The following is a 17,948-nucleotide window of genomic DNA, read 5'->3' on the forward strand; positions in this document are numbered from 1 at the left end:
GTCACCTGTTCTAAAGCTTTCCCATGACCATCTGGCGAAATCCGTAAATCTCGCGCTTGCCGCTCACGGGAACCAATGTCACGTCGCGCTCCTGGCCGGGCTCGAAGCGCACGGCAGTTCCTGCCGCTATATCCAGCCGTTGTCCGAGCGCCTTGTCGCGTTCAAAAGAAAGGGCCGCATTCACTTCGTAAAAATGAAAATGGCTGCCGACCTGGATGGGGCGGTCGCCAGTATTGGCGACCTTGATCGTGATGGTCGGCTGACCCTGATTGAGTTCTATATCGCCGTCCTGCGTAATAATTTCGCCGGGGATCATCTCGCACCTCACCCGGCCATCAGCATCAGGCCGCCAAGTGCGGTAGCGCCACCCGCCAGACGCAAAGCAATTCTGCCATTCTTACCCGCCATGAGGCGTCCTGCGGCAAGTCCGATACCCATGCCAGCGGCGTGTAGCAGGGCCGTGGCGAAAGCAAATCCAGCCGCATAGGACAGGAAGGCTGCGCCTCCGATTTCCCCGCCATGCGCATGGCCATGGAAGAAGGCAAAGAAGCCCGCGATGATGGCGCCCACGACCGGGGAAACGGGCAGAGCAAGCGCCACCAGCAGGCCCAGCACGACGACCGAAGCCAGAATGACCGGCTCAACAAAGGGCAGAGGCATGCCCAGAAGCGCCGCCACAAAGCCAAGCAGCATCACGCCGACAAATGCTGCTGGCACAACGAAGAGTGCTCGTCCACCGAGCATGGCGGCCCAAAGCCCTACCGCAACCATCGCCAGAATATGGTCCGTACCGGAGAGCGGATGCGTGAAGCCCGCCGCAAACGAGCCATGTTCGGCCGGATTAAGATGGGCAAAGGCGGGGCTTGCGGTGAGCGCCATCGCTACCGCGGCGAGAACCGTAGTCTTCTTCATTATCGTACCTTTCAAAAAACAGGTTCGCTTTGGCGAAACCTGAAAATCAGCGGATCGGCTCGTGAACTGTGACGAGCTTCGTGCCATCGGGAAATGTGGCTTCGACCTGAATGTCGTGGATCATTTCGGGCACACCATCCATCACCTGTTCACGGGTGATGACGTGCGCGCCTGCTTCCATCAGATCGGCGACCGTGCGCCCATCGCGGGCACCTTCAACGACAAAATCGCTGATCAGCGCGATCGTTTCCGGATGATTGAGTTTTACCCCGCGCTCCAGACGGCGGCGGGCAACCATGGCGGCCATGGCGATCAAAAGCTTGTCTTTTTCCCTGGGCGTCAAATTCATGACTTCATTCCAACTTCATACTTTCAAAGCGGTACGCATTCCGCTGGCGTTAAAAGCGGCGGGATTGCCGCGAACTCAAAATGTCCAAACTTTGGGCAGTCCTGCCTTGCCGTTAAGCAGGGCAAGCAATGGCCCCAGACGTTTGCGCAAGGCATAACTATCCGGCGCGTAAAGCCGCGCCATCAGCTTGGTTGCCGCGCCCACCTGCCAGAGGCTGGCACCGCCCTCCCCTCCAATGATCTGCCGGGCGGCTTCCAGATGTCTCCCGGCCTCCCCAGAAATCAAAAGCACGGTGGCGACGGCAAACGCCCCATCGGCCACTGGACGCGCTTGCAATTCGGCTCCAACATCTGGTCCCAGCCGAAACTCTTCGGCATGCACAAGCTGTCCACCCAACCGCACACGCCAACGATCACTGAACATCGCTTCATCAACCCGCTCACCCATGGCAAGGCGCCCGAATATAGTCGTCTCCACCACTAGGATTTCCGCCCCCTCCTCCAGCTCGACATCCAGCGTTCGTGACAACACGGATTGATTGAACAGAATGGTTTCCTGCGGAAGCCAAGCAAGACGCGTGCCTTTTGCAGCCTTCAAGCGCGTGGCAATGCGTGCCTCGCCGCCGCCTGAGCGATAGATGCGCTCACAGGCCTGCGTGGTAATGACAGCCGAAGCGTTTTCGCCAAGCTCCACATCCCATCGCAGTCGGTCACCGCCCGTCAGCCCTCCTGATGTGTTGATCAGGATTGCTTCCAGCGGATCGCCTCCGACCTGCGGCATGCGGATCTTGGCTGCGCCTTCCTGGTAAAGCCTGGAAATGCGCGAACGCCCGTCCTTGAAATGTATCGAAAGCCCGCCCAGCCCGTTGACGCGCTGCGAGGAGAGCTCCGCTAACTTATTGTTATTTATTATCATCTGCGCGAATCTCGTATTGCTCTTCTAAAGCAGAAACGGGCCCAGAATAAAGGGGGGTGGGGGTGCGGCAGGACGCCGCCACACCTCAGAAAGTTTGAAAATGTTTCATCAAAAGCCATGGCAATCCCACCCGAAGCAATGTTTCGGATGGGATTGATCGATCAGTTTTTCCGGTCAAACATGCATTGCCGCCGGGTGCGTGACCGTCTTTCGATAGAGATGCCAGGTCGCATGCCCAAGGATAGGTATCACTACCGCCAACCCGGCAAACATCGTGGCAAAACCGACGATCAGCATCGCGGTTACGATTGCCGCCCATAGCAGCGATTCCATGGGGTTGCGCATGACGACACGCAACGACGTCGCAATCGCCGCTGCCGCACCGCAATCCTGATCGAGCAGCATCGGGAAAGTCACAATCGTCGAGCACAGGACAACGATTGCAAAAAGCAAACCAATACCACAACCGGCGAAAATCAGACTACGTCCCTCTTCCGTCGATGACACCTGATGCATCAACATTGAGAAGCTCTCGGGCGGCATCGGCCCGAAATAATGAACGTAGAGATTTTGAGCCATCAACAGCCATGCAATAAAGATTGCGAACAGAAATGCACCGACGGCCAGGATCGATGGCAATGCCGGAGAATGACTCACATCCAGCGCGCGTTTCCAGGACGTATCGAGCCTCTCTTCACGGCGCCGGCTCATTTCATAAAGAGGCAATGCCGCAATTGGCCCGATCAGGGCAAAGCCGGACATCAAGGGAAACAAGAGCGGTAACGCGTTTGCGTTCGTGCTCCAATAAGTGATGAGCAGCCCCGCCAGCGGATATATGAGACAAAGGAAAACGTAATGCGATGGCTTCGCCCAGAAGTCGTCAAATCCAAGACGCAAGGCATCAAATACATCTGCCATGCGGATGCGCTTAACTTCAGGATAAAAGGCTGATTGGTCTCGACCTGCAACAACATGAAACTGTGCCATGACGCTCCTCCTGCTGGTTAGGCAGTCCTGACGGCAAGGGCGGCGGTCAGGACATGGCCTGCACGCAATTTCTGGCTTTCGCACGGTCACCGGACAAGTCCGGTTTCGTGACGCCAATTCGTCAGGCTAAAGCCTGACAGTCTGGCAAATAGTATACATCGAAAAGACTGGCGACGAAAGAAAGCGGCTCAATGAGATTGAACCCCGCGTGAACTGATCTCAAATCAGCAACCACACGCACTTTCCATTAGAGCGCTTCCCGAAAAGTGTGAAACGGTTTTCGGAAAAGATGCGCGTCACAACAAATGATTGGATCGCCGATCTGATTCAATCAGAACGAAACGCTCTCACGAAAGCACGGCAAAACCAGTGTCTGGATTTATGGGGGAATAATGGTGCTGCGAGAGAGGATTGAACTCTCGACCTCTCCCTTACCAAGGGAGTGCTCTACCACTGAGCTACCGCAGCAATCTCTTGAGTGCGGCGGACTTCTGCCACATCATTACGCAAATCGCAAGCAAGCAATTGCATTTCTTTTCACATAATGTGGAAATCTGCCGGACACGCATTTGAAAGCCACTTTTCCGGCCCTTTTTCCCGTAGTAGAAGACCGCCATGAGCGAAAATACGACCAACAAAGAGAAACAAACTCAATCGGACCAGCGCAAAAAGCGCCGTGCCGAGGAATTACGCGCGAATCTGATGCGCCGCAAAGCCCAATCCAGATCGCGTCGCGCGGGCGAAGCGGATGAACGAAACGACGGCATCACCGCTGCCGGCGACGACGCCGACTGAGAATCGCACCAATAAAGCCTTCCTTGAAGATAGGGGGGCTCTGCGGTAAAAGCTCATTTCTGTTCTTCGCAGCGATGTCGTCCTATTGTGATTCGTATTTGACGTAATTTGGCCGCAAGACTGGTAATTTCATGACGCAACGCCACCGCGCCGTAAAGGCTGCCGGATTTGGTGAAATTTATCGGGCAAGGTATCGGCCCAGAAGGTGACACAGCATGGATCGCATCAAAATCGTTGGCGGCAACAAGCTCAACGGCATCATCCCAATCTCCGGCGCAAAAAACGCTGCTCTGCCGTTGATGATCGCCTCGCTTCTGACCGACGATACGCTGACGCTCGAAAATGTGCCGCATCTGGCTGACGTCGAACAGTTGATCCGCATCCTCAGCAATCATGGCGTCGATTATTCGGTCAATGGCCGTCGCGAGCATCAGGATGGAGCCTATTCGCGCACGATCCATTTCACTGCCCGCAACATCGTCACCACGACAGCACCTTATGAACTCGTATCCAAGATGCGTGCGAGCTTCTGGGTGATCGCTCCTCTTCTGGCCCGCATGGGTGAAGCAAATGTTTCCCTGCCAGGCGGCTGCGCTATCGGCACGCGTCCGGTCGATCTCCTGCTCGAAGCTTTATTAGCCCTTGGGGCCGACATCGAAATCGAAAACGGCTATGCCAAGGCAAAGGCCAAAAACGGCCTCGTCGGCGCACGCTACAAGTTCCCGAAGGTCTCCGTCGGCGCCACCCATGTCATGCTGATGGCAGCAGCCCTCGCCAAGGGCGAAACCGTCATCGAGAATGCTGCCCGCGAACCGGAAGTCGTCAATCTTGCCGACTGCCTCAATGCAATGGGCGCCAAGATCACAGGTGCTGGAACCAGCACCATCCATATCGATGGTGTCACCAGCCTTTCCGGCGCGCGCGTCCGCGTTATTCCTGACCGTATCGAAGCTGGAACCTATGCCATGGCCGTCGCCATGACCGGTGGCGATGTGCTTCTGGAAGGCGCACAGGAAAGCCAGCTTTCTGCCGCTCTTGAAACGCTGCGGCAGGCCGGAGCTGAAATCACCGAGACCAATAGCGGTCTGCGCGTTGTCCGTAACGGCCACGGTATTCACCCTGTTGACGTTACTACTGACCCCTTCCCTGGTTTCCCGACCGACTTGCAGGCGCAGTTCATGGGCCTGATGACCAAGGCAAAGGGAACGTCGCGCATCACTGAAACCATTTTTGAAAATCGCTTCATGCATGTGCAGGAACTGGCACGTCTTGGCGCCAAAATCTCCCTGTCCGGCCAGACTGCGACCGTCGAAGGCGTGGAACGCCTGAAAGGCGCGCAGGTTATGGCAACGGATCTTCGGGCCTCGGTTTCGCTTGTGATCGCTGGCCTTGCCGCCGAGGGCGAAACTCTGGTCAACCGCGTGTATCATCTGGATCGCGGCTTTGAGCGTCTGGAAGAAAAGCTGTCACGCTGCGGCGCGACGGTGGAACGTATCAGTGGTTGATAGGACCGGGCCGGAGTAACATTCAGTGCTCCGGCTTTTTCTTGCGTAACGTTTGAGATTCAAGTTGAAGAGCGACAGGCTTGAAAAGCCTGTCGATTTTTTTGTTTTGACATGCCAAGTTGATAATTGGCCAAGCGGACGATTGATTTTTCATCCGTTGGAAACAGTTATAAAGCAATAACAGGGAAGTGGTGCTGGAGTATGGATATGTTGAAGCTTGTGGCGCTGGATGAGGAGGATTTACAGGTCCTGTCCGCCCATCTTCAGGACGCAGTTTTGAAAGTATCCGATCTTCAGTATCTCGGCAGTGAAAAGCGCTTCGTTCTGACGGCGAACCGTTTTGTCTGGGAAGAAAGCAAACCAAAGTTCCTGCGCAAGCCGCAGTATCAGCGCAGGCGCACTGCCCTGCACTTCAATCGCGTGATTACAGCCAAGGCAACCGGGATTGATCGCCAGAAACCAGATGAAGTGCTTTCCCTGATGGCTATTCAGTTCACCGCTGGTGACACACCCGCCGGAACAATAGAACTGACTTTTTCGGCAAATGCGGCTATCCGTCTTGAAGTGGAATGTATTGAGGCGCAAATGACGGACCTTGGCGCGGCGTGGGAAACGGAATCGCTTCCCCGCCATAACGTCTGAGAGCAGGTTCTGCACAACCGTCATTCGTCAGCCGGACACGAGGTTCGGCAAGCATATTTGAAGGAACAGAAGCGTGGTCAAGACGCTCAGACAAACCGATCCCGATTTCGAGAATAATTTCGCGACATTTCTGGCCAGTAAACGCGAGGCGTCCGAAGATGTCGACCGCGCGGCCCGTGAAATCGTTGAACGGGTACGTCATGAAGGCGATAGCGCGCTCATCGACTACTCCCGTCGCTTTGACCGGATCGATCTCGATAAAACCGGAATCGCGGTCACTGAAGCTGAAATCGATGCCGCATTCGACATAGCCCCGGCGTCGACGATCGAAGCGCTGAAGCTTGCTCACGAGCGCATCGAGAAGCACCATGCGCGGCAGTTGCCGAAAGACGATCGTTATACGGATGCTTTGGGCGTTGAACTCGGCTCGCGCTGGACTGCCATCGAAGCTGTGGGGCTCTATGTTCCGGGCGGCACGGCAAGCTATCCAAGTTCCGTATTGATGAACGCTGTTCCCGCCAAGGTGGCAGGCGTAGAGCGTATCGTCATGGTGGTCCCGGCGCCTGACGGCATCCTCAATCCATTGGTTCTGGTGGCAGCGCGTCTTGCGGGTGTTTCCGAAATCTACCGTGTCGGCGGCGCGCAGGCTGTCGCGGCGCTCGCCTATGGCACCGAAACCATTCGCCCCGTTGCCAAGATTGTCGGCCCTGGTAACGCCTATGTGGCTGCCGCCAAGCGTATTGTCTTCGGCACCGTCGGCATCGACATGATCGCAGGCCCGTCGGAAGTGCTGGTCATTGCCGACAAGGATAACAATCCAGACTGGATCGCCGCCGATCTGCTTGCGCAGGCCGAGCATGATGCTGCTGCGCAATCGATCCTGATGACCAATGACGAAGCTTTGGCGACAGCTGTGGAAGAGGCCGTCGAAAGGCAACTCCGCAACCTGCCACGCGCGCAAACCGCAGCCGCGAGCTGGCGTGATTTCGGCGCAATCATTCTGATCGATGATTTCGAAGCCGCTGTTCCTCTTGCCAATCGCATTGCAGCCGAGCATCTGGAAATCGCCACCGCCGATCCGGAAGCCTTGCTGCCAAAAATCCGCAACGCAGGGTCGATCTTTATCGGCGGCTATACGCCGGAAGTGATCGGGGATTATGTGGGCGGCTGTAACCACGTTCTGCCGACGGCACGCTCGGCGCGTTTTTCATCCGGCCTGTCGGTTCTCGATTATATGAAGCGCACATCGCTGCTCAAACTCGGCCCCGACCAACTGCGTGTTCTCGGACCCGCTGCAATCGAGATTGCCCGCGCCGAAGGCCTTGATGCTCACGCGCAGTCTGTCGCCATCCGGTTGAATCTATGAGGTGACATGACTGCCGGTGTTCCAAATGCGCGCCTTGTTGACGTCGAGCTCGATGAATCCATCGGGCGTTCGACGCCTGATGTCGAGCATGAACGCGCGGTGGCCATTTTTGACCTCATCGAAGAAAACTCGTTCCATCCCATCGGAGACGATACGGGTGGACCATACAGGCTGAAGCTTTCACTGATGGAATCGCGGCTGATCTTTGCCATCACCCGGGAAGCCGGTGAAGACGTCGCGACCCATATTCTCTCGCTCACGCCCTTGCGGCGTGTCGTGCGGGATTATTTCATGATTTGCGAAAGCTATTATCAGGCTATCCGGTCGGCCACCCCAAGCAAGATCGAAGCAATCGACATGGGACGGCGCGGCCTGCACAATGAAGGATCGCAAACGCTGCAGGCCCGGCTAAAAGGTAAGATCGAGGTTGATTTCAACACGGCACGGCGGCTTTTCACACTTGTCTGCGTTTTGCACTGGAGGGGCTGATCATTGATGGTCATCACCGATGCCCCCTCGACAAGTGTGAGTACCGATGACAAGGAAGATCATAAACAGCGCTTGCCAAAATCGCTGCTTTTCGTCTGCGGCAAGAATGCAATTCGTTCGCCCATGGCGGAATTACTTGCAAGAAAAGCCTTGCCACCCAATATTTATGTAGCCTCTGCAGGCGTGATGCGAGGTGAACGCGATCCGTTTGTCGATGCAGTCCTTCAGGAAGAAGGTCTGTCACTCGATAACCGGCAGCCGCGCGGCCTCGAAGAACTGGCGGACGGTTATTTTGACCTGATCGTAACACTGACACCGCTTGCCCATCATACTGTGCTGGAGCGAATGCGCGGGTTCTCAGTCGATGTCGAATATTGGCCGACGCCGGACCCGACTCTTGTAACGGGCAGCAGAGACCAGCTGATGGCCGCATATCGCGATGTGCGTGACCGTTTGAAGCGGCAAATCACGCAGCGTTTCAATGAGCGTTAAGTTCACGGAATTCCGTTGTTCACAAATGCCGCCTAATCATATAGGTTCCGCGCAAATTCCGACCTAAAGACCGCTCGAGAGCGGCATTTTACCGAAGAAAGAAACAGGTATCGCATGGCGAAAGAAGAAGTCCTAGAATTTCCGGGTGTTGTTACGGAACTGCTGCCGAATGCTATGTTCCGCGTGAAGCTCGAAAATGAACATGAAATCATCGCCCATACGGCTGGCCGTATGCGCAAGAATCGCATCCGCGTTCTGGCCGGTGACAAGGTGCTGGTTGAAATGACCCCTTACGATCTGACCAAGGGCCGCATCACCTACCGCTTCAAGTAAGCAATCCGTTCCCGTTCCAGGAAATGTCTATTCGATGAGCGCGCAACACAAGCTGGTTCTTGCCTCCGGTTCTCCACGCAGGATCGAGCTTCTGGGGCAGGCAGGCATCGAACCGGACCACATTCATCCGGCCGATATAGATGAAACGCCGCAGCGTGGCGAGCATCCGCGCTCGCTGGCGCGACGTCTGTCGCGGGAGAAGGCGCGCAAGGCACAGGAACAGTTGAAGGATGATGCGAATTTCGCCAATTCCTTCCTTCTTGCAGCCGACACTGTCGTGGCCGTCGGTCGGCGCATTCTCCCAAAAACGGAGATTGCCGACGAGGCAAGAGAATGTCTAAGGCTGCTTTCGGGGCGCACGCACAAGGTCTTCACGGGTGTGAGCCTTGTCTTGCCGAACGGGAACTTGCGCCAGACACTGGTTGAAACACGCCTGCGTTTCGAACGGTTGTCCCGACAGCAGATGGATGCTTATCTTTCGTCCGGTGAATGGCGGGGCAAGGCGGGCGGCTATGCTATCCAGGGACTGGCGGGCAGTTTCGTCGTGAAGCTGGTCGGTTCCTATACCAATGTGGTGGGCCTGCCGCTTCAGGAGACGATAAGCCTGCTGAGCGATGTCGACTACCCGGTTTACGCGAACTGGAATAGTGGGAAAGTCTGAGAACAGGTATGAGCGATAAGAAGGATATATCGGCAGCCGCAGGTGCACGCGTAACGCCATTGCGTCCGACGCGCCCCTGCCCGGAATGCGGAAAGCCTTCATCACGCGAATCCTACCCGTTCTGCTCGCCACGCTGTAAAAGCATTGATCTCAATCGCTGGCTGTCAGGCAGCTACGTCCTTCCGGGAAAGCCGATCGACGAAGAGGAAGAAGAAGGAAACTAGGTCTCCCTCAAAGCGGCTTCCTGCAACAAAATCAGTTATTTATCAAAGATGTGAGAAAAGCTGATAAAAATTGCGATACGGTGCTGGACAGCGCGAAATTTAATGCTATAACCCACCCACTTCCGGCGGGAACCAACACCGCCTCGAACAAGCAAACGCTTGTTACGGATGCCCGGATAGCTCAGTTGGTAGAGCAGCGGATTGAAAATCCGCGTGTCGGTGGTTCGAATCCGCCTCCGGGCACCATTCAGTTTTCTACAGCCTCCAATGATGATGTTTGTTTATCAGACTTGTGCGCTCGTTATTCTGGAGATTCTCCAGTGAAAGCGAAGCCACTGAACAGCTCTGCTGCGTTTTGTTAGGTCTTATCTATGCAAAACTGTTTCCAATATGCGCTGACAACATGAACGTGCTCGAATATTGACCTGACGCTTTTCCTCTGCAAGGACTGGTCATTCGACAAATTCTTATTCAAGCACTTCACCCCGCGAGGAAATCTCCATGCTCTGGACGTTGTTCGGCATCCTTTCCGGTGCCTGTATTGCTATTCAGGCTCCCATCAATGCGGCATTGGCTCGCGGATTGGGATCGCCGGTAACGGCGGCTGCGATTTCATTTCTTTCCGGTGCCGTTATCCTTGCCATTATCGCGGGAATTACTGCGCGTGCGACAGGCACCCTGCCCGCGTTCAATGTTCCTCCAGCATGGCTCTTTGTCGTGGGCGGCGCGCTTGGCTGTATCTATGTGACTGCATCGGTGTTGCTGACGCCGCGCATCGGGGCTGCTGCCGTGATGGGGCTTGCTGTTGCTGGACAATTGATGGCCGGGCTGGCTGCTGACCGCATCGGCTTCATGGGCGTTGCGGTGCGTGAAATCACTGCGGGACGCGTTGCCGGTGCAATTCTGTTGCTTTCCGGCGCGCTTATGATCCGCTTTCTTTAGAACGCGTTTTGATCTGATTGAATCAGATCGGCGCGTCTCAACTGTTTGTTTTAACGCGCATCATATCCGAAAACCGTTTCACACTTTTCGGGATGCGCTCTAAACGCAAAAAGGCCGCGCTTTTTGAGCGCGGCCTTTGGTGACATCCGGAAACAGGCTCTCAGCCCTTGAACGTAAAGTCCGCAATCGACTGCGGCTTCATTTCAATCGAGAAGCCCGGCAGCGATGGCGGCATATAGGCCGCATCCTTGATCACGCATGGATCGATGAAGTGTTCATGCAGATGATCGACATATTCGATCACGCGGCCTTCCTTGGTGCCGGAGACGGCCACATAGTCGATCATCGACAAATGCTGCACATATTCGCACAGACCAACGCCGCCCGCATGCGGCCAGACCGGCTTGCCAAACTTGGCGGCAATCAGCAGCACGGCCAAAACTTCATTCAGGCCACCCATGCGGCAGGAATCGATCTGAACGATGTCGATAGCGCCTTCCGCGATGAACTGCTTGAACATGATGCGGTTCTGGCACATTTCGCCAGTCGCGACCTTTACGTCGCCAATGGCTTCGCGAATCTTGCGGTGGCCTGCAACATCGTCCGGGCTGGTTGGTTCTTCGATGAAGAACGGCTTGGAGAAGGCAAGTTTGTTGACCCACTCGATTGCCTGATCGACTTCCCAGACCTGATTGGCATCGATCATCAGGTAGCGATCAGGGCCGATCACTTCGCGCGCGATGGTCAGACGGCGAATATCGTCTTCGAGATCGCGGCCGACCTTCATCTTGACGTGGTCGAAACCTTCATCGATGGCTTCCTGGCAAAGACGGCGCAGCTTGTCGTCATCATAGCCAAGCCAGCCAGCCGAAGTCGTGTAGCAGGCATAGCCTTCACTTTCGAGCTTGGCGATCCGCTCGGCCTTGCCGGCTTCTGCCTTGCGCAGGATCGCGAGGGCTTCGTCACGCGTCAACGCATCGGTGAGATAGCGATAATCGACGATATCCGCGATTTCTTCCGGCGACATATCGGCCACGAGCCGCCATACCGGCTTGCCAGCCTGCTTTGCAGCCAGGTCCCAGAAGGCGTTGACGACAGCGCCGGTAGCAAGATGCATCGCGCCCTTGTCCGGGCCGATCCAGCGCAGCTGGCTGTCGCCGGTCAGGTAGCGCCAGAACTTTCCGGGGGCCGCGAGGAAATCATCCATCGAGGAACCCACGACCAGATGACGCATGGCGAGAATCGCCTGACAGCAAATGTCGTTGCCGCGTCCGATGGTAAAGGTGAGACCGTGTCCCTTCAGCGCCTCGTCATCCGTATCAAGGATGACGTAAGCCGCCGAATAATCCGGGTCCGGGTTCATAGCATCCGAGCCGTCCAGACTTTGCGAAGTCGGGAAGCGCAGATCGAAGACACGCAGGTCGGTGATTTTCGTCATGATTTATCCGTGATCAGGGCATGATCCCAAAAAGCGGAAAGCGCTTCGGGACCATGCTTAAAAAGCCTAGATGTCAGCGCGTACGTTCTGCTTCTGCGAACCAAGGCCCTCAATGCCCAGTTCGACAACGTCGCCAGCCTTGAGGTAGCGAGGCGGCTTCATGCCCATGCCGACGCCGGGAGGCGTGCCGGTGGAGATGATATCGCCCGGCTGAAGCGACATGAACTGCGAGAGATAGGAAACGAGGTGGCGAATGCCGTAGATCATCGTCTTCGACGAGCCATTCTGCATGGTTTCGCCATTGACCTTCAGCCACATGCCGAGATTTTCCGGGTCTGCAATTTCGTCCTTGGTGACGAGCCATGGTCCGGTCGGGCCGAATGTGTCGCAGGACTTGCCCTTGGTCCACTGGCCCTGACGCTCGATCTGGAAGGCGCGTTCGGACACATCGTGGATGGTGCAATAGCCAGCCACGTAGTCGAGTGCATCTTCTTCCGAGACATATTTCGCGGTCTTGCCGATGACGATGCCGAGTTCGACTTCCCAGTCGGTCTTTTCGGAGCCGCGCGGAATGACCAGATCGTCATTCGGGCCGACGATGGCCGAGGTGGCTTTCATGAAAATGATCGGCTCCGGTGGCACCGCAGCGCCGGTTTCGGCGGCATGGTCGGAATAGTTGAGGCCGATGCAGATGAACTTGCCGGTGCCTGCCACACAAGGGCCAAGGCGCGGATTGCCTTCAACCTTTGGCAGAGAATTCACATCGAGCGAACCGAGCTTGGCAAGCGCTTCAGGGCTCAAAGCGGCACCCGAAAGATCGCCTACATGGGCGGACAGATCGCGGATCGAACCATCGGCATCGAGAAGGCCCGGCTTTTCCTGACCGGCTTCACCGTAACGAAGAAATTTCATGAGTTTACTCCTTTAAGGGGATGAAAAGATGGGGCTGAGGGTGGTTGAGATTCTGGCTATGACGTGCCGAAAATGGTGTTTTTCGAGAACCGGAGCGGAGTGTACTTAAAGGTACATGAGCCTAGGCAAGTGAAGAAAAATGCCATTTGCAGGCCGCCAGAGCCTGAATATCGACTGCCCTAAATCGTCCAGCCTCCATCAATGTTGTAAGCTTGTCCGGTCGTGTAGGTTGCACCCGCGAGATAGACCGCGAGATCGGCGATCTCTTCCGGCTGGCCGATACGGCCAATTGGCTGACGGGCGATGAAGGCTGCGCGCTGCTCTTCATAATCGCCCTGCGCACGCAGGCGGTCCTGCAGCGATGGGCTTTCAACCGTACCGGGGCAAATGGCGTTGCAGCGGATGCCCTTAGCAACATAGTCGGCAGCAACAGCCTTGGTCAGACCAATGACAGCGGCCTTGGTGACACCATAGGCAAAGCGGTTCGGCACGCCCTTCACGCTCGAAGCAACCGACGCCATGTTGACGATGGCGCCGTCCTTGCGCTCCAGCATGCCCGGCAGCACGGCGCGAATGGTGCGGATCATCGAGCGGATATTGAGATTGACGGCGAAGTCGAGGTCTTCGTCCTTCATTTCCAAAATTGAGCCGCCATGGACGACGCCTGCGCAATTGAACAGGATGTCCACCTGACCAATTTCGGCGACCAGCGCCTTCACTTCTGCTTCGTCAAGCACATTGAGCTTGCGAGTGACGATACCGTTGACACCTTCGATTTCCTTGAGAGCTGCCTCGTTGATGTCGGTCGCATAGACCTTGGCACCCGCTTCCGCGAAAGCCAGTGCGCTGGCGCGGCCAATCCCTTGAGCTGCTGCCGTCACCAGTGCGGTTTTTCCATCAAATCGTATCGTCATTTTCAAGCCTTCCGTTCGACAAGCAGGATGTGGTCGCAAGCCAGCACCACTTCATCCCGCTGATTAAGCACTTCGCACCGCTCGGTAACGCGGCCCATATTTGCCCGTTTCGGGTCGTCTTCCTTAGCGCTGATCGTCACGCGCGTGCGGATCGTATCGCCGATATGAACCGGACGAATAAAGCGCAGACGATCATAACCGTAGGAAAATGCAACCGGATTGATCAGCGTTGCGGTCAATCCGACACCGATTGCAAAGATCATCGTGCCATGGGCAATGCGCTGACCGCCCGGCAAGGTCTTGGCGAATTCCGCATCCATATGATGCGGGAAGAAATCGCCCGTATGTCCGGCATGGACCACGAAATCCGTTTCGGTGATCGTGCGGCCCGTGGTGAAGCGCACATGGTTCTTTTCATAATCTTCGTAGTAGATTTTCTGTTCGGCCATGATCAGACCTCCGGTTTTGCGGCAAGCGGCGTAGCAGGCGCGGCGCTCGACTGATAGGCCGCTTCGACCAGCGCCATAGTGTGCCATGCATCTTCGACCGAGCCGATCAGTTCTGCATCTTCGCCCGTTGCGAAACGCTGCAACTGCGCCATGCGGTTTAAGAAAGCATCCGGGAACCAAGCGCCTTCAAGCGCGACCTGCACCCAATCGTCCCCGCCTTTTGGCTTGATCCAGAGCTCGTCCGGCTCGCCGCGCGGATAATCGAGATTGACGCCCAGTTTCACATAGGCAGCGCCCTCGGTCCCGCAGATGCGAAACTCGCAAGCCTGAAACTTGCGGCCGAAATCATGATCGTGATTGATCGACAGCGCACAACGCACACGGTTGCCATAATCGAGAATCGCTGCGGTGCGGGTCTGAGCGACTTCGTGGTTTGGATGGCCGATGGTCTTGGCATGAACGCCTTGCGGATTGCCGAGCAGGCCGCGCACAAAATCCAGATAATGGATCGAGTGCATGGCGATCTCGATACGCGGCAGACCTTTGAGGAACGGCCACAGACCCCATGGGGTCGCAAGCGCCAGCCAGGCGTCAAAATCCACTACCTCGCCAAGCAGGCCCTTATCGACGGCGTCGTAAAGCGCGAGCATCATCGGCGCAAAACGCAACTGGAAATTCACCGCAGCTTTGAGATTACGCGCCCGGCAGACTTTCAGGATTTCCGTTGCCGCGGCTAGATCGCTGCCCATCGGCTTCTGGATCAGGACGGCTGAGCCTTCCGGCAATTGCGACAGGATCGCTGCATGGGCCGACGGTGGCGTTGCCAGATCGAAGATCGCACCTTCGAGAGCAAGAGCTTCCTCAGCGCTGGCAAAAGCCTTGATGCCCCACTGGTCGGCTAGCTCTTTAGCCTTGTCCAGATTGGGATCGAAAATACCTGCAACCGGAAAACCGCCCTTCTTATAGGCGGGCAGATGCGCGTCGCCGACAATGCTGCCCGCGCCGAAGATCACAATGGGTTTTGGCTCGGACGGCTTGGCCCACCACTGGCGCAGGGTTTTCGGATCAAAAGCTTCAGTCATGATGGAAAACCTCCTCCATCATTGCCCACCACTCACCCTGTTTACGGGTTTCAAGCGGCTTCTGACATGGCATGCAGACGGACCACCATTCCTGATTTTTCGGGTTATCGGCCATCTTCTTCATATCGGCTTCAAAGTCGGTGCCGATATATTCCCATGTGCCGAACAGCAGGTTTTCAGGCTCTTTGAGAAAGATCGTGTAATTGGTGATGTTGCACTCGGAAATGAGTGCCAGAATTTCCGGCCACACGCTCGCGTGCAGCTTCTTATATTCTGCGATTTTCTCAGGCTGAAGCCCGATCACCATGCCCATTCTTTGCGCCATTATGACCTCACGATCTCGCGGGTGAATTCGGAAACCGAACGCGCGTGCACGGCATCCCAATCCCACGAAATACCAATGCCCGGTTCGGATGGTGCAATGGCGTGGCCATCGCGAATTTCCATGCCCTTGGTGGTCAGATCATCGAGCTGCGGAATATATTCGACATAGCGCCCGTTCTGGACGGCACAGGTGAGACTGACATGCAGTTCCATCAGGAAGTGCGGGCAGACCGGAATATCAAAAGCTTCTGCGGCGTGCGCCACTTTCAGCCATGGGGTGATGCCGCCGATACGCGCCACATCCACCTGCACGATGGAGCAAGCCCCCTTCTGCATATATTCGCGGAAATGGCGGATCGAATAGATCGATTCACCCACTGCAATTGGTGTCGCGGTCGAACGGGTCAGGCGGATATGACCGTCAAGATCGTCTGCCGGAAGCGGCTCTTCGATCCACGCCAGATCAAGCTCTTTCAGGCGCTCGGCACGGCGGATTGCTTCATCCACCGTAAAGCCCTGATTGCAGTCGGTCATGATCTCAAAGCCGTCACCAACGGCTGCGCGGACTGCTGCCAGACGCGCATAGTCTTCCGAACCATGTGGCTTACCGATCTTCACCTTGGAGCCAGAGAAGCCCTTGGCTTTGGCGGCAAGCGCATCCTCGACCAGCGCTTCTTTCTCGATATGCAGCCAGCCGCCTTCGGTCGTGTAAAGCGGACAACGATCCTTGGCACCACCTGCAAGTTTCCACAGCGGCAGGTTCTGCTTCTTCGCACGCAAATCCCACAATGCCGTGTCGATGGCCGCAAGCGCCAGAGCCGTAATCGCGCCGATAGTTGTGGCATGGGTCGCAAATTCGAGCTTACGCCAGATCGCTTCGATGCAATCTGCATCCTCATTGATAATCAGCGGCACCAGATGATCGTTCAACAGCCGCATGACGGACGAGCCGCCCGTGCCGATAGTGTAGCTGTAGCCTGTACCCACCGCACCATCGCTGTCAGTGATGGTGACGATTGGCGTTTCCTGGCTCACAAAGCTCTGGATCGCATCCGTGCGCTTGACCTTCGGCGGAAGGTCGACCATGCGCAGTTCGACTTTTTCAATGCGTGCCATGATTATACCGCCAAACTCTTGCCGCTCGCCGCATCAAACAGATGCGCCTGCGACAGATCAAAATGCATGGAGATTGCTTCACCGGAATTGAGAGGGCGCGGGTTGAGCATACGCGCCACCCATTCCTTGCCGGCGAACTCGGCGAAGACCAGTGTTTCATTGCCGAGCGGCTCGGTGATCGAGACGCGCATGTCTTTTTCGTGCACGGCGTCGCCGGTGGAAATGCCGTGACCTTTCGGGAAGATATCGTCCGGACGCAGGCCGAATGTGACCTTGGCGCCATCTGTGACCCTGGCCTTGAATTGTGCTGGCACTGGCAGACGGTCACCATTGGCAAAGACCAGTTCGGACGCTCGCACCGTTGCTTCAGCCATATTCATCGGCGGCGAGCCGATAAAGCCCGCAACAAACTGCGTTGCCGGACGCTTGAACACTTCATCCGGGGTTCCGACCTGTTCGATATGACCGTCGCGCATGATGACGATGCGGTCTGCCAGTGTCATGGCCTCAACCTGATCGTGCGTCACGTAAACGACGGTGGACTGCACCTTGGAATGAAGCTTCTTGATCTCGGTGCGCATCTGCGTGCGCAGCTTCGCATCGAGGTTCGACAGCGGCTCGTCGAACAAAAACACTTCCGGGTTGCGCACGATGGCGCGCCCCATGGCAACGCGCTGGCGCTGGCCGCCCGAAAGCTGCGCCGGACGACGTTCCATCAAAGCTTCAAGGCCGAGAATGGCGGAGGCTTCATTAACACGGCGGTCGATTTCCGCCTGTGGCTGCTTGGCGATCTTGAGCGAGAAGCCCATGTTCTCGCGCACAGACATATGCGGATAGAGCGCATAGGACTGGAACACCATGGAAATGTTGCGATCACGCGGCGGCAGATCGTTGACTTGCCTGCCGCCGATTTCGAGCGCGCCGTCGGAAATGCTTTCAAGACCTGCGATCATGCGCAGCGTCGTGGACTTGCCACAGCCTGACGGACCGACCAGCGCTACAAATTCCTTGTCGGCGATTTCGAGATTGATGCCGTGCACCACTTCGACATTGCCGTAGCGCTTGACGAGATTTTTAATGGAAAGCTGAGCCATTGTAATA

General features: G+C 56.3%; 23 protein-coding genes and 2 tRNA genes. 11 read left to right on the top strand and 14 right to left on the bottom strand.

Annotated features, from left to right (window positions below):
• Nucleotides 1-10: 10 nt before the first annotated feature.
• The 6 genes from MKS82_RS08350 to MKS82_RS08375 form a co-directional block, all read right to left on the bottom strand.
• Nucleotides 11-316: an urease subunit beta gene (locus MKS82_RS08350; protein ID WP_010658104.1), complete on the bottom strand. Its 306-nt coding sequence runs from the start codon at nucleotides 314-316 to the stop codon at nucleotides 11-13.
• 8 nt (nucleotides 317-324) lie between these two features.
• A complete protein-coding gene (locus MKS82_RS08355) occupies nucleotides 325-912 on the bottom strand; it encodes a HupE/UreJ family protein (RefSeq protein WP_109985973.1) in 588 nt (195 codons plus the stop codon).
• 46 nt (nucleotides 913-958) lie between these two features.
• The gene (locus tag MKS82_RS08360) at nucleotides 959-1,261 is read right to left on the bottom strand and encodes an urease subunit gamma (protein WP_010658102.1); all 303 of its coding nucleotides are present in this window, start codon (nucleotides 1,259-1,261) and stop codon (nucleotides 959-961) included.
• Between the two features lie 75 nt (nucleotides 1,262-1,336).
• Nucleotides 1,337-2,176 (bottom strand): urease accessory protein UreD, encoded by an 840-nt coding sequence (locus MKS82_RS08365; protein ID WP_109985972.1) that lies wholly within the window; start codon nucleotides 2,174-2,176, stop codon nucleotides 1,337-1,339.
• 174 nt (nucleotides 2,177-2,350) lie between these two features.
• Nucleotides 2,351-3,163, bottom strand: a complete 813-nt coding sequence (locus tag MKS82_RS08370) for a DUF2189 domain-containing protein (protein ID WP_109985971.1) — start codon at nucleotides 3,161-3,163, stop codon at nucleotides 2,351-2,353.
• A gap of 393 nt (nucleotides 3,164-3,556) precedes the next feature.
• A tRNA-Thr gene (locus MKS82_RS08375) sits at nucleotides 3,557-3,631 on the bottom strand.
• A 147-nt stretch (nucleotides 3,632-3,778) separates the two neighbouring features.
• On the opposite strand from MKS82_RS08375, the gene MKS82_RS08380 reads away from it, so the two are divergent.
• The 11 genes from MKS82_RS08380 (at nucleotide 3,779) to MKS82_RS08430 (ending at nucleotide 10,612) form a co-directional block, all read left to right on the top strand.
• Nucleotides 3,779-3,958 carry a hypothetical protein gene (locus tag MKS82_RS08380; RefSeq protein ID WP_109985970.1) on the top strand — a complete coding sequence of 60 codons (180 nt, stop codon included), beginning with the start codon at nucleotides 3,779-3,781 and terminating at the stop codon, nucleotides 3,956-3,958.
• Between the two features lie 215 nt (nucleotides 3,959-4,173).
• Nucleotides 4,174-5,463 carry a UDP-N-acetylglucosamine 1-carboxyvinyltransferase gene (gene murA, locus MKS82_RS08385; protein WP_109985969.1) on the top strand — a complete coding sequence of 430 codons (1,290 nt, stop codon included), beginning with the start codon at nucleotides 4,174-4,176 and terminating at the stop codon, nucleotides 5,461-5,463.
• A 201-nt stretch (nucleotides 5,464-5,664) separates the two neighbouring features.
• Nucleotides 5,665-6,105 (top strand): DUF2948 family protein, encoded by a 441-nt coding sequence (locus MKS82_RS08390; RefSeq protein ID WP_109985968.1) that lies wholly within the window; start codon nucleotides 5,665-5,667, stop codon nucleotides 6,103-6,105.
• 73 nt (nucleotides 6,106-6,178) lie between these two features.
• Nucleotides 6,179-7,471: a histidinol dehydrogenase gene (hisD, locus tag MKS82_RS08395; RefSeq protein ID WP_109985967.1), complete on the top strand. Its 1,293-nt coding sequence runs from the start codon at nucleotides 6,179-6,181 to the stop codon at nucleotides 7,469-7,471.
• Between the two features lie 6 nt (nucleotides 7,472-7,477).
• A complete protein-coding gene (locus MKS82_RS08400) occupies nucleotides 7,478-7,960 on the top strand; it encodes a UPF0262 family protein (protein WP_109985966.1) in 483 nt (160 codons plus the stop codon).
• A gap of 6 nt (nucleotides 7,961-7,966) precedes the next feature.
• On the top strand, nucleotides 7,967-8,452 hold the full coding sequence (locus tag MKS82_RS08405) for an arsenate-mycothiol transferase ArsC (RefSeq protein WP_109985965.1): 486 nt from the start codon (nucleotides 7,967-7,969) through the stop codon (nucleotides 8,450-8,452).
• A gap of 114 nt (nucleotides 8,453-8,566) precedes the next feature.
• Complete coding sequence (infA, locus tag MKS82_RS08410) at nucleotides 8,567-8,785, top strand: translation initiation factor IF-1 (protein WP_002965531.1); 219 nt, start codon at nucleotides 8,567-8,569, stop codon at nucleotides 8,783-8,785.
• A 34-nt stretch (nucleotides 8,786-8,819) separates the two neighbouring features.
• A complete protein-coding gene (locus MKS82_RS08415) occupies nucleotides 8,820-9,446 on the top strand; it encodes a Maf-like protein (RefSeq protein ID WP_109985964.1) in 627 nt (208 codons plus the stop codon).
• 8 nt (nucleotides 9,447-9,454) lie between these two features.
• Nucleotides 9,455-9,670 (top strand): DNA gyrase inhibitor YacG, encoded by a 216-nt coding sequence (gene yacG, locus MKS82_RS08420; RefSeq protein ID WP_061344923.1) that lies wholly within the window; start codon nucleotides 9,455-9,457, stop codon nucleotides 9,668-9,670.
• Between the two features lie 170 nt (nucleotides 9,671-9,840).
• Nucleotides 9,841-9,916, top strand: a tRNA-Phe gene (locus MKS82_RS08425).
• 255 nt (nucleotides 9,917-10,171) lie between these two features.
• Nucleotides 10,172-10,612, top strand: coding sequence for a DMT family transporter (locus tag MKS82_RS08430; RefSeq protein WP_109985963.1), 441 nt, complete (start codon nucleotides 10,172-10,174; stop codon nucleotides 10,610-10,612).
• A gap of 160 nt (nucleotides 10,613-10,772) precedes the next feature.
• Here MKS82_RS08430 and MKS82_RS08435 read toward each other — a convergent pair whose 3' ends face one another.
• The 8 genes from MKS82_RS08435 to MKS82_RS08470 all read right to left on the bottom strand — a co-directional run bounded on the left by MKS82_RS08435 (nucleotide 10,773) and on the right by MKS82_RS08470 (nucleotide 17,941).
• A complete protein-coding gene (locus tag MKS82_RS08435) occupies nucleotides 10,773-12,050 on the bottom strand; it encodes an L-fuconate dehydratase (RefSeq protein ID WP_109985962.1) in 1,278 nt (425 codons plus the stop codon).
• 66 nt (nucleotides 12,051-12,116) lie between these two features.
• Nucleotides 12,117-12,962, bottom strand: a complete 846-nt coding sequence (locus tag MKS82_RS08440; RefSeq protein ID WP_109985961.1) for a fumarylacetoacetate hydrolase family protein — start codon at nucleotides 12,960-12,962, stop codon at nucleotides 12,117-12,119.
• Between the two features lie 179 nt (nucleotides 12,963-13,141).
• Nucleotides 13,142-13,876: an SDR family oxidoreductase gene (locus MKS82_RS08445; RefSeq protein WP_109985960.1), complete on the bottom strand. Its 735-nt coding sequence runs from the start codon at nucleotides 13,874-13,876 to the stop codon at nucleotides 13,142-13,144.
• 2 nt (nucleotides 13,877-13,878) lie between these two features.
• On the bottom strand, nucleotides 13,879-14,325 hold the full coding sequence (locus MKS82_RS08450; RefSeq protein ID WP_109985959.1) for a MaoC/PaaZ C-terminal domain-containing protein: 447 nt from the start codon (nucleotides 14,323-14,325) through the stop codon (nucleotides 13,879-13,881).
• A 2-nt stretch (nucleotides 14,326-14,327) separates the two neighbouring features.
• Nucleotides 14,328-15,407 carry a Gfo/Idh/MocA family protein gene (locus MKS82_RS08455; protein WP_109985958.1) on the bottom strand — a complete coding sequence of 360 codons (1,080 nt, stop codon included), beginning with the start codon at nucleotides 15,405-15,407 and terminating at the stop codon, nucleotides 14,328-14,330.
• The gene (locus MKS82_RS08460) at nucleotides 15,400-15,732 is read right to left on the bottom strand and encodes an L-rhamnose mutarotase (protein ID WP_109985957.1); all 333 of its coding nucleotides are present in this window, start codon (nucleotides 15,730-15,732) and stop codon (nucleotides 15,400-15,402) included. Before MKS82_RS08460 ends, MKS82_RS08455 begins: the two co-directional genes overlap by 8 nt.
• Nucleotides 15,732-16,847, bottom strand: a complete 1,116-nt coding sequence (locus tag MKS82_RS08465) for a mandelate racemase/muconate lactonizing enzyme family protein (RefSeq protein ID WP_109985956.1) — start codon at nucleotides 16,845-16,847, stop codon at nucleotides 15,732-15,734. Before MKS82_RS08465 ends, MKS82_RS08460 begins: the two co-directional genes overlap by 1 nt.
• A 2-nt stretch (nucleotides 16,848-16,849) precedes the next feature.
• Entirely contained in the window at nucleotides 16,850-17,941 is a 1,092-nt protein-coding gene (locus MKS82_RS08470) for an ABC transporter ATP-binding protein (protein WP_109985955.1), read from the bottom strand.
• Nucleotides 17,942-17,948: the final 7 nt, after the last annotated feature.

The sequence above is a fragment of the Ochrobactrum sp. A-1 genome (genome assembly GCF_022488005.1).
Classification (GTDB): domain Bacteria; phylum Pseudomonadota; class Alphaproteobacteria; order Rhizobiales; family Rhizobiaceae; genus Brucella.

What these genes read in the sequence shown, in the direction of transcription:
- MKS82_RS08400 (WP_109985966.1), top strand. Translation starts at nt 7,478, where the DNA reads ATGACTGCCGGTGTTCCAAATGCGCGCCTTGTTGACGTCGAGCTCGAT.
- MKS82_RS08430 (WP_109985963.1), top strand. Translation starts at nt 10,172, where the DNA reads ATGCTCTGGACGTTGTTCGGCATCCTTTCCGGTGCCTGTATTGCTATT.
- MKS82_RS08360 (WP_010658102.1), bottom strand. Translation starts at nt 1,261, where the DNA reads ATGAATTTGACGCCCAGGGAAAAAGACAAGCTTTTGATCGCCATGGCC.
- MKS82_RS08365 (WP_109985972.1), bottom strand. Translation starts at nt 2,176, where the DNA reads ATGATAATAAATAACAATAAGTTAGCGGAGCTCTCCTCGCAGCGCGTC.
- yacG (WP_061344923.1), top strand. Translation starts at nt 9,455, where the DNA reads ATGAGCGATAAGAAGGATATATCGGCAGCCGCAGGTGCACGCGTAACG.
- MKS82_RS08370 (WP_109985971.1), bottom strand. Translation starts at nt 3,163, where the DNA reads ATGGCACAGTTTCATGTTGTTGCAGGTCGAGACCAATCAGCCTTTTAT.
- murA (WP_109985969.1), top strand. Translation starts at nt 4,174, where the DNA reads ATGGATCGCATCAAAATCGTTGGCGGCAACAAGCTCAACGGCATCATC.
- MKS82_RS08465 (WP_109985956.1), bottom strand. Translation starts at nt 16,847, where the DNA reads ATGGCACGCATTGAAAAAGTCGAACTGCGCATGGTCGACCTTCCGCCG.
- MKS82_RS08470 (WP_109985955.1), bottom strand. Translation starts at nt 17,941, where the DNA reads ATGGCTCAGCTTTCCATTAAAAATCTCGTCAAGCGCTACGGCAATGTC.
- MKS82_RS08355 (WP_109985973.1), bottom strand. Translation starts at nt 912, where the DNA reads ATGAAGAAGACTACGGTTCTCGCCGCGGTAGCGATGGCGCTCACCGCA.
- infA (WP_002965531.1), top strand. Translation starts at nt 8,567, where the DNA reads ATGGCGAAAGAAGAAGTCCTAGAATTTCCGGGTGTTGTTACGGAACTG.
- MKS82_RS08415 (WP_109985964.1), top strand. Translation starts at nt 8,820, where the DNA reads ATGAGCGCGCAACACAAGCTGGTTCTTGCCTCCGGTTCTCCACGCAGG.
- MKS82_RS08440 (WP_109985961.1), bottom strand. Translation starts at nt 12,962, where the DNA reads ATGAAATTTCTTCGTTACGGTGAAGCCGGTCAGGAAAAGCCGGGCCTT.
- MKS82_RS08450 (WP_109985959.1), bottom strand. Translation starts at nt 14,325, where the DNA reads ATGGCCGAACAGAAAATCTACTACGAAGATTATGAAAAGAACCATGTG.
- MKS82_RS08455 (WP_109985958.1), bottom strand. Translation starts at nt 15,407, where the DNA reads ATGACTGAAGCTTTTGATCCGAAAACCCTGCGCCAGTGGTGGGCCAAG.
- MKS82_RS08350 (WP_010658104.1), bottom strand. Translation starts at nt 316, where the DNA reads ATGATCCCCGGCGAAATTATTACGCAGGACGGCGATATAGAACTCAAT.
- MKS82_RS08435 (WP_109985962.1), bottom strand. Translation starts at nt 12,050, where the DNA reads ATGACGAAAATCACCGACCTGCGTGTCTTCGATCTGCGCTTCCCGACT.
- MKS82_RS08390 (WP_109985968.1), top strand. Translation starts at nt 5,665, where the DNA reads ATGGATATGTTGAAGCTTGTGGCGCTGGATGAGGAGGATTTACAGGTC.
- MKS82_RS08380 (WP_109985970.1), top strand. Translation starts at nt 3,779, where the DNA reads ATGAGCGAAAATACGACCAACAAAGAGAAACAAACTCAATCGGACCAG.
- MKS82_RS08460 (WP_109985957.1), bottom strand. Translation starts at nt 15,732, where the DNA reads ATGGCGCAAAGAATGGGCATGGTGATCGGGCTTCAGCCTGAGAAAATC.
- MKS82_RS08405 (WP_109985965.1), top strand. Translation starts at nt 7,967, where the DNA reads ATGGTCATCACCGATGCCCCCTCGACAAGTGTGAGTACCGATGACAAG.
- MKS82_RS08445 (WP_109985960.1), bottom strand. Translation starts at nt 13,876, where the DNA reads ATGACGATACGATTTGATGGAAAAACCGCACTGGTGACGGCAGCAGCT.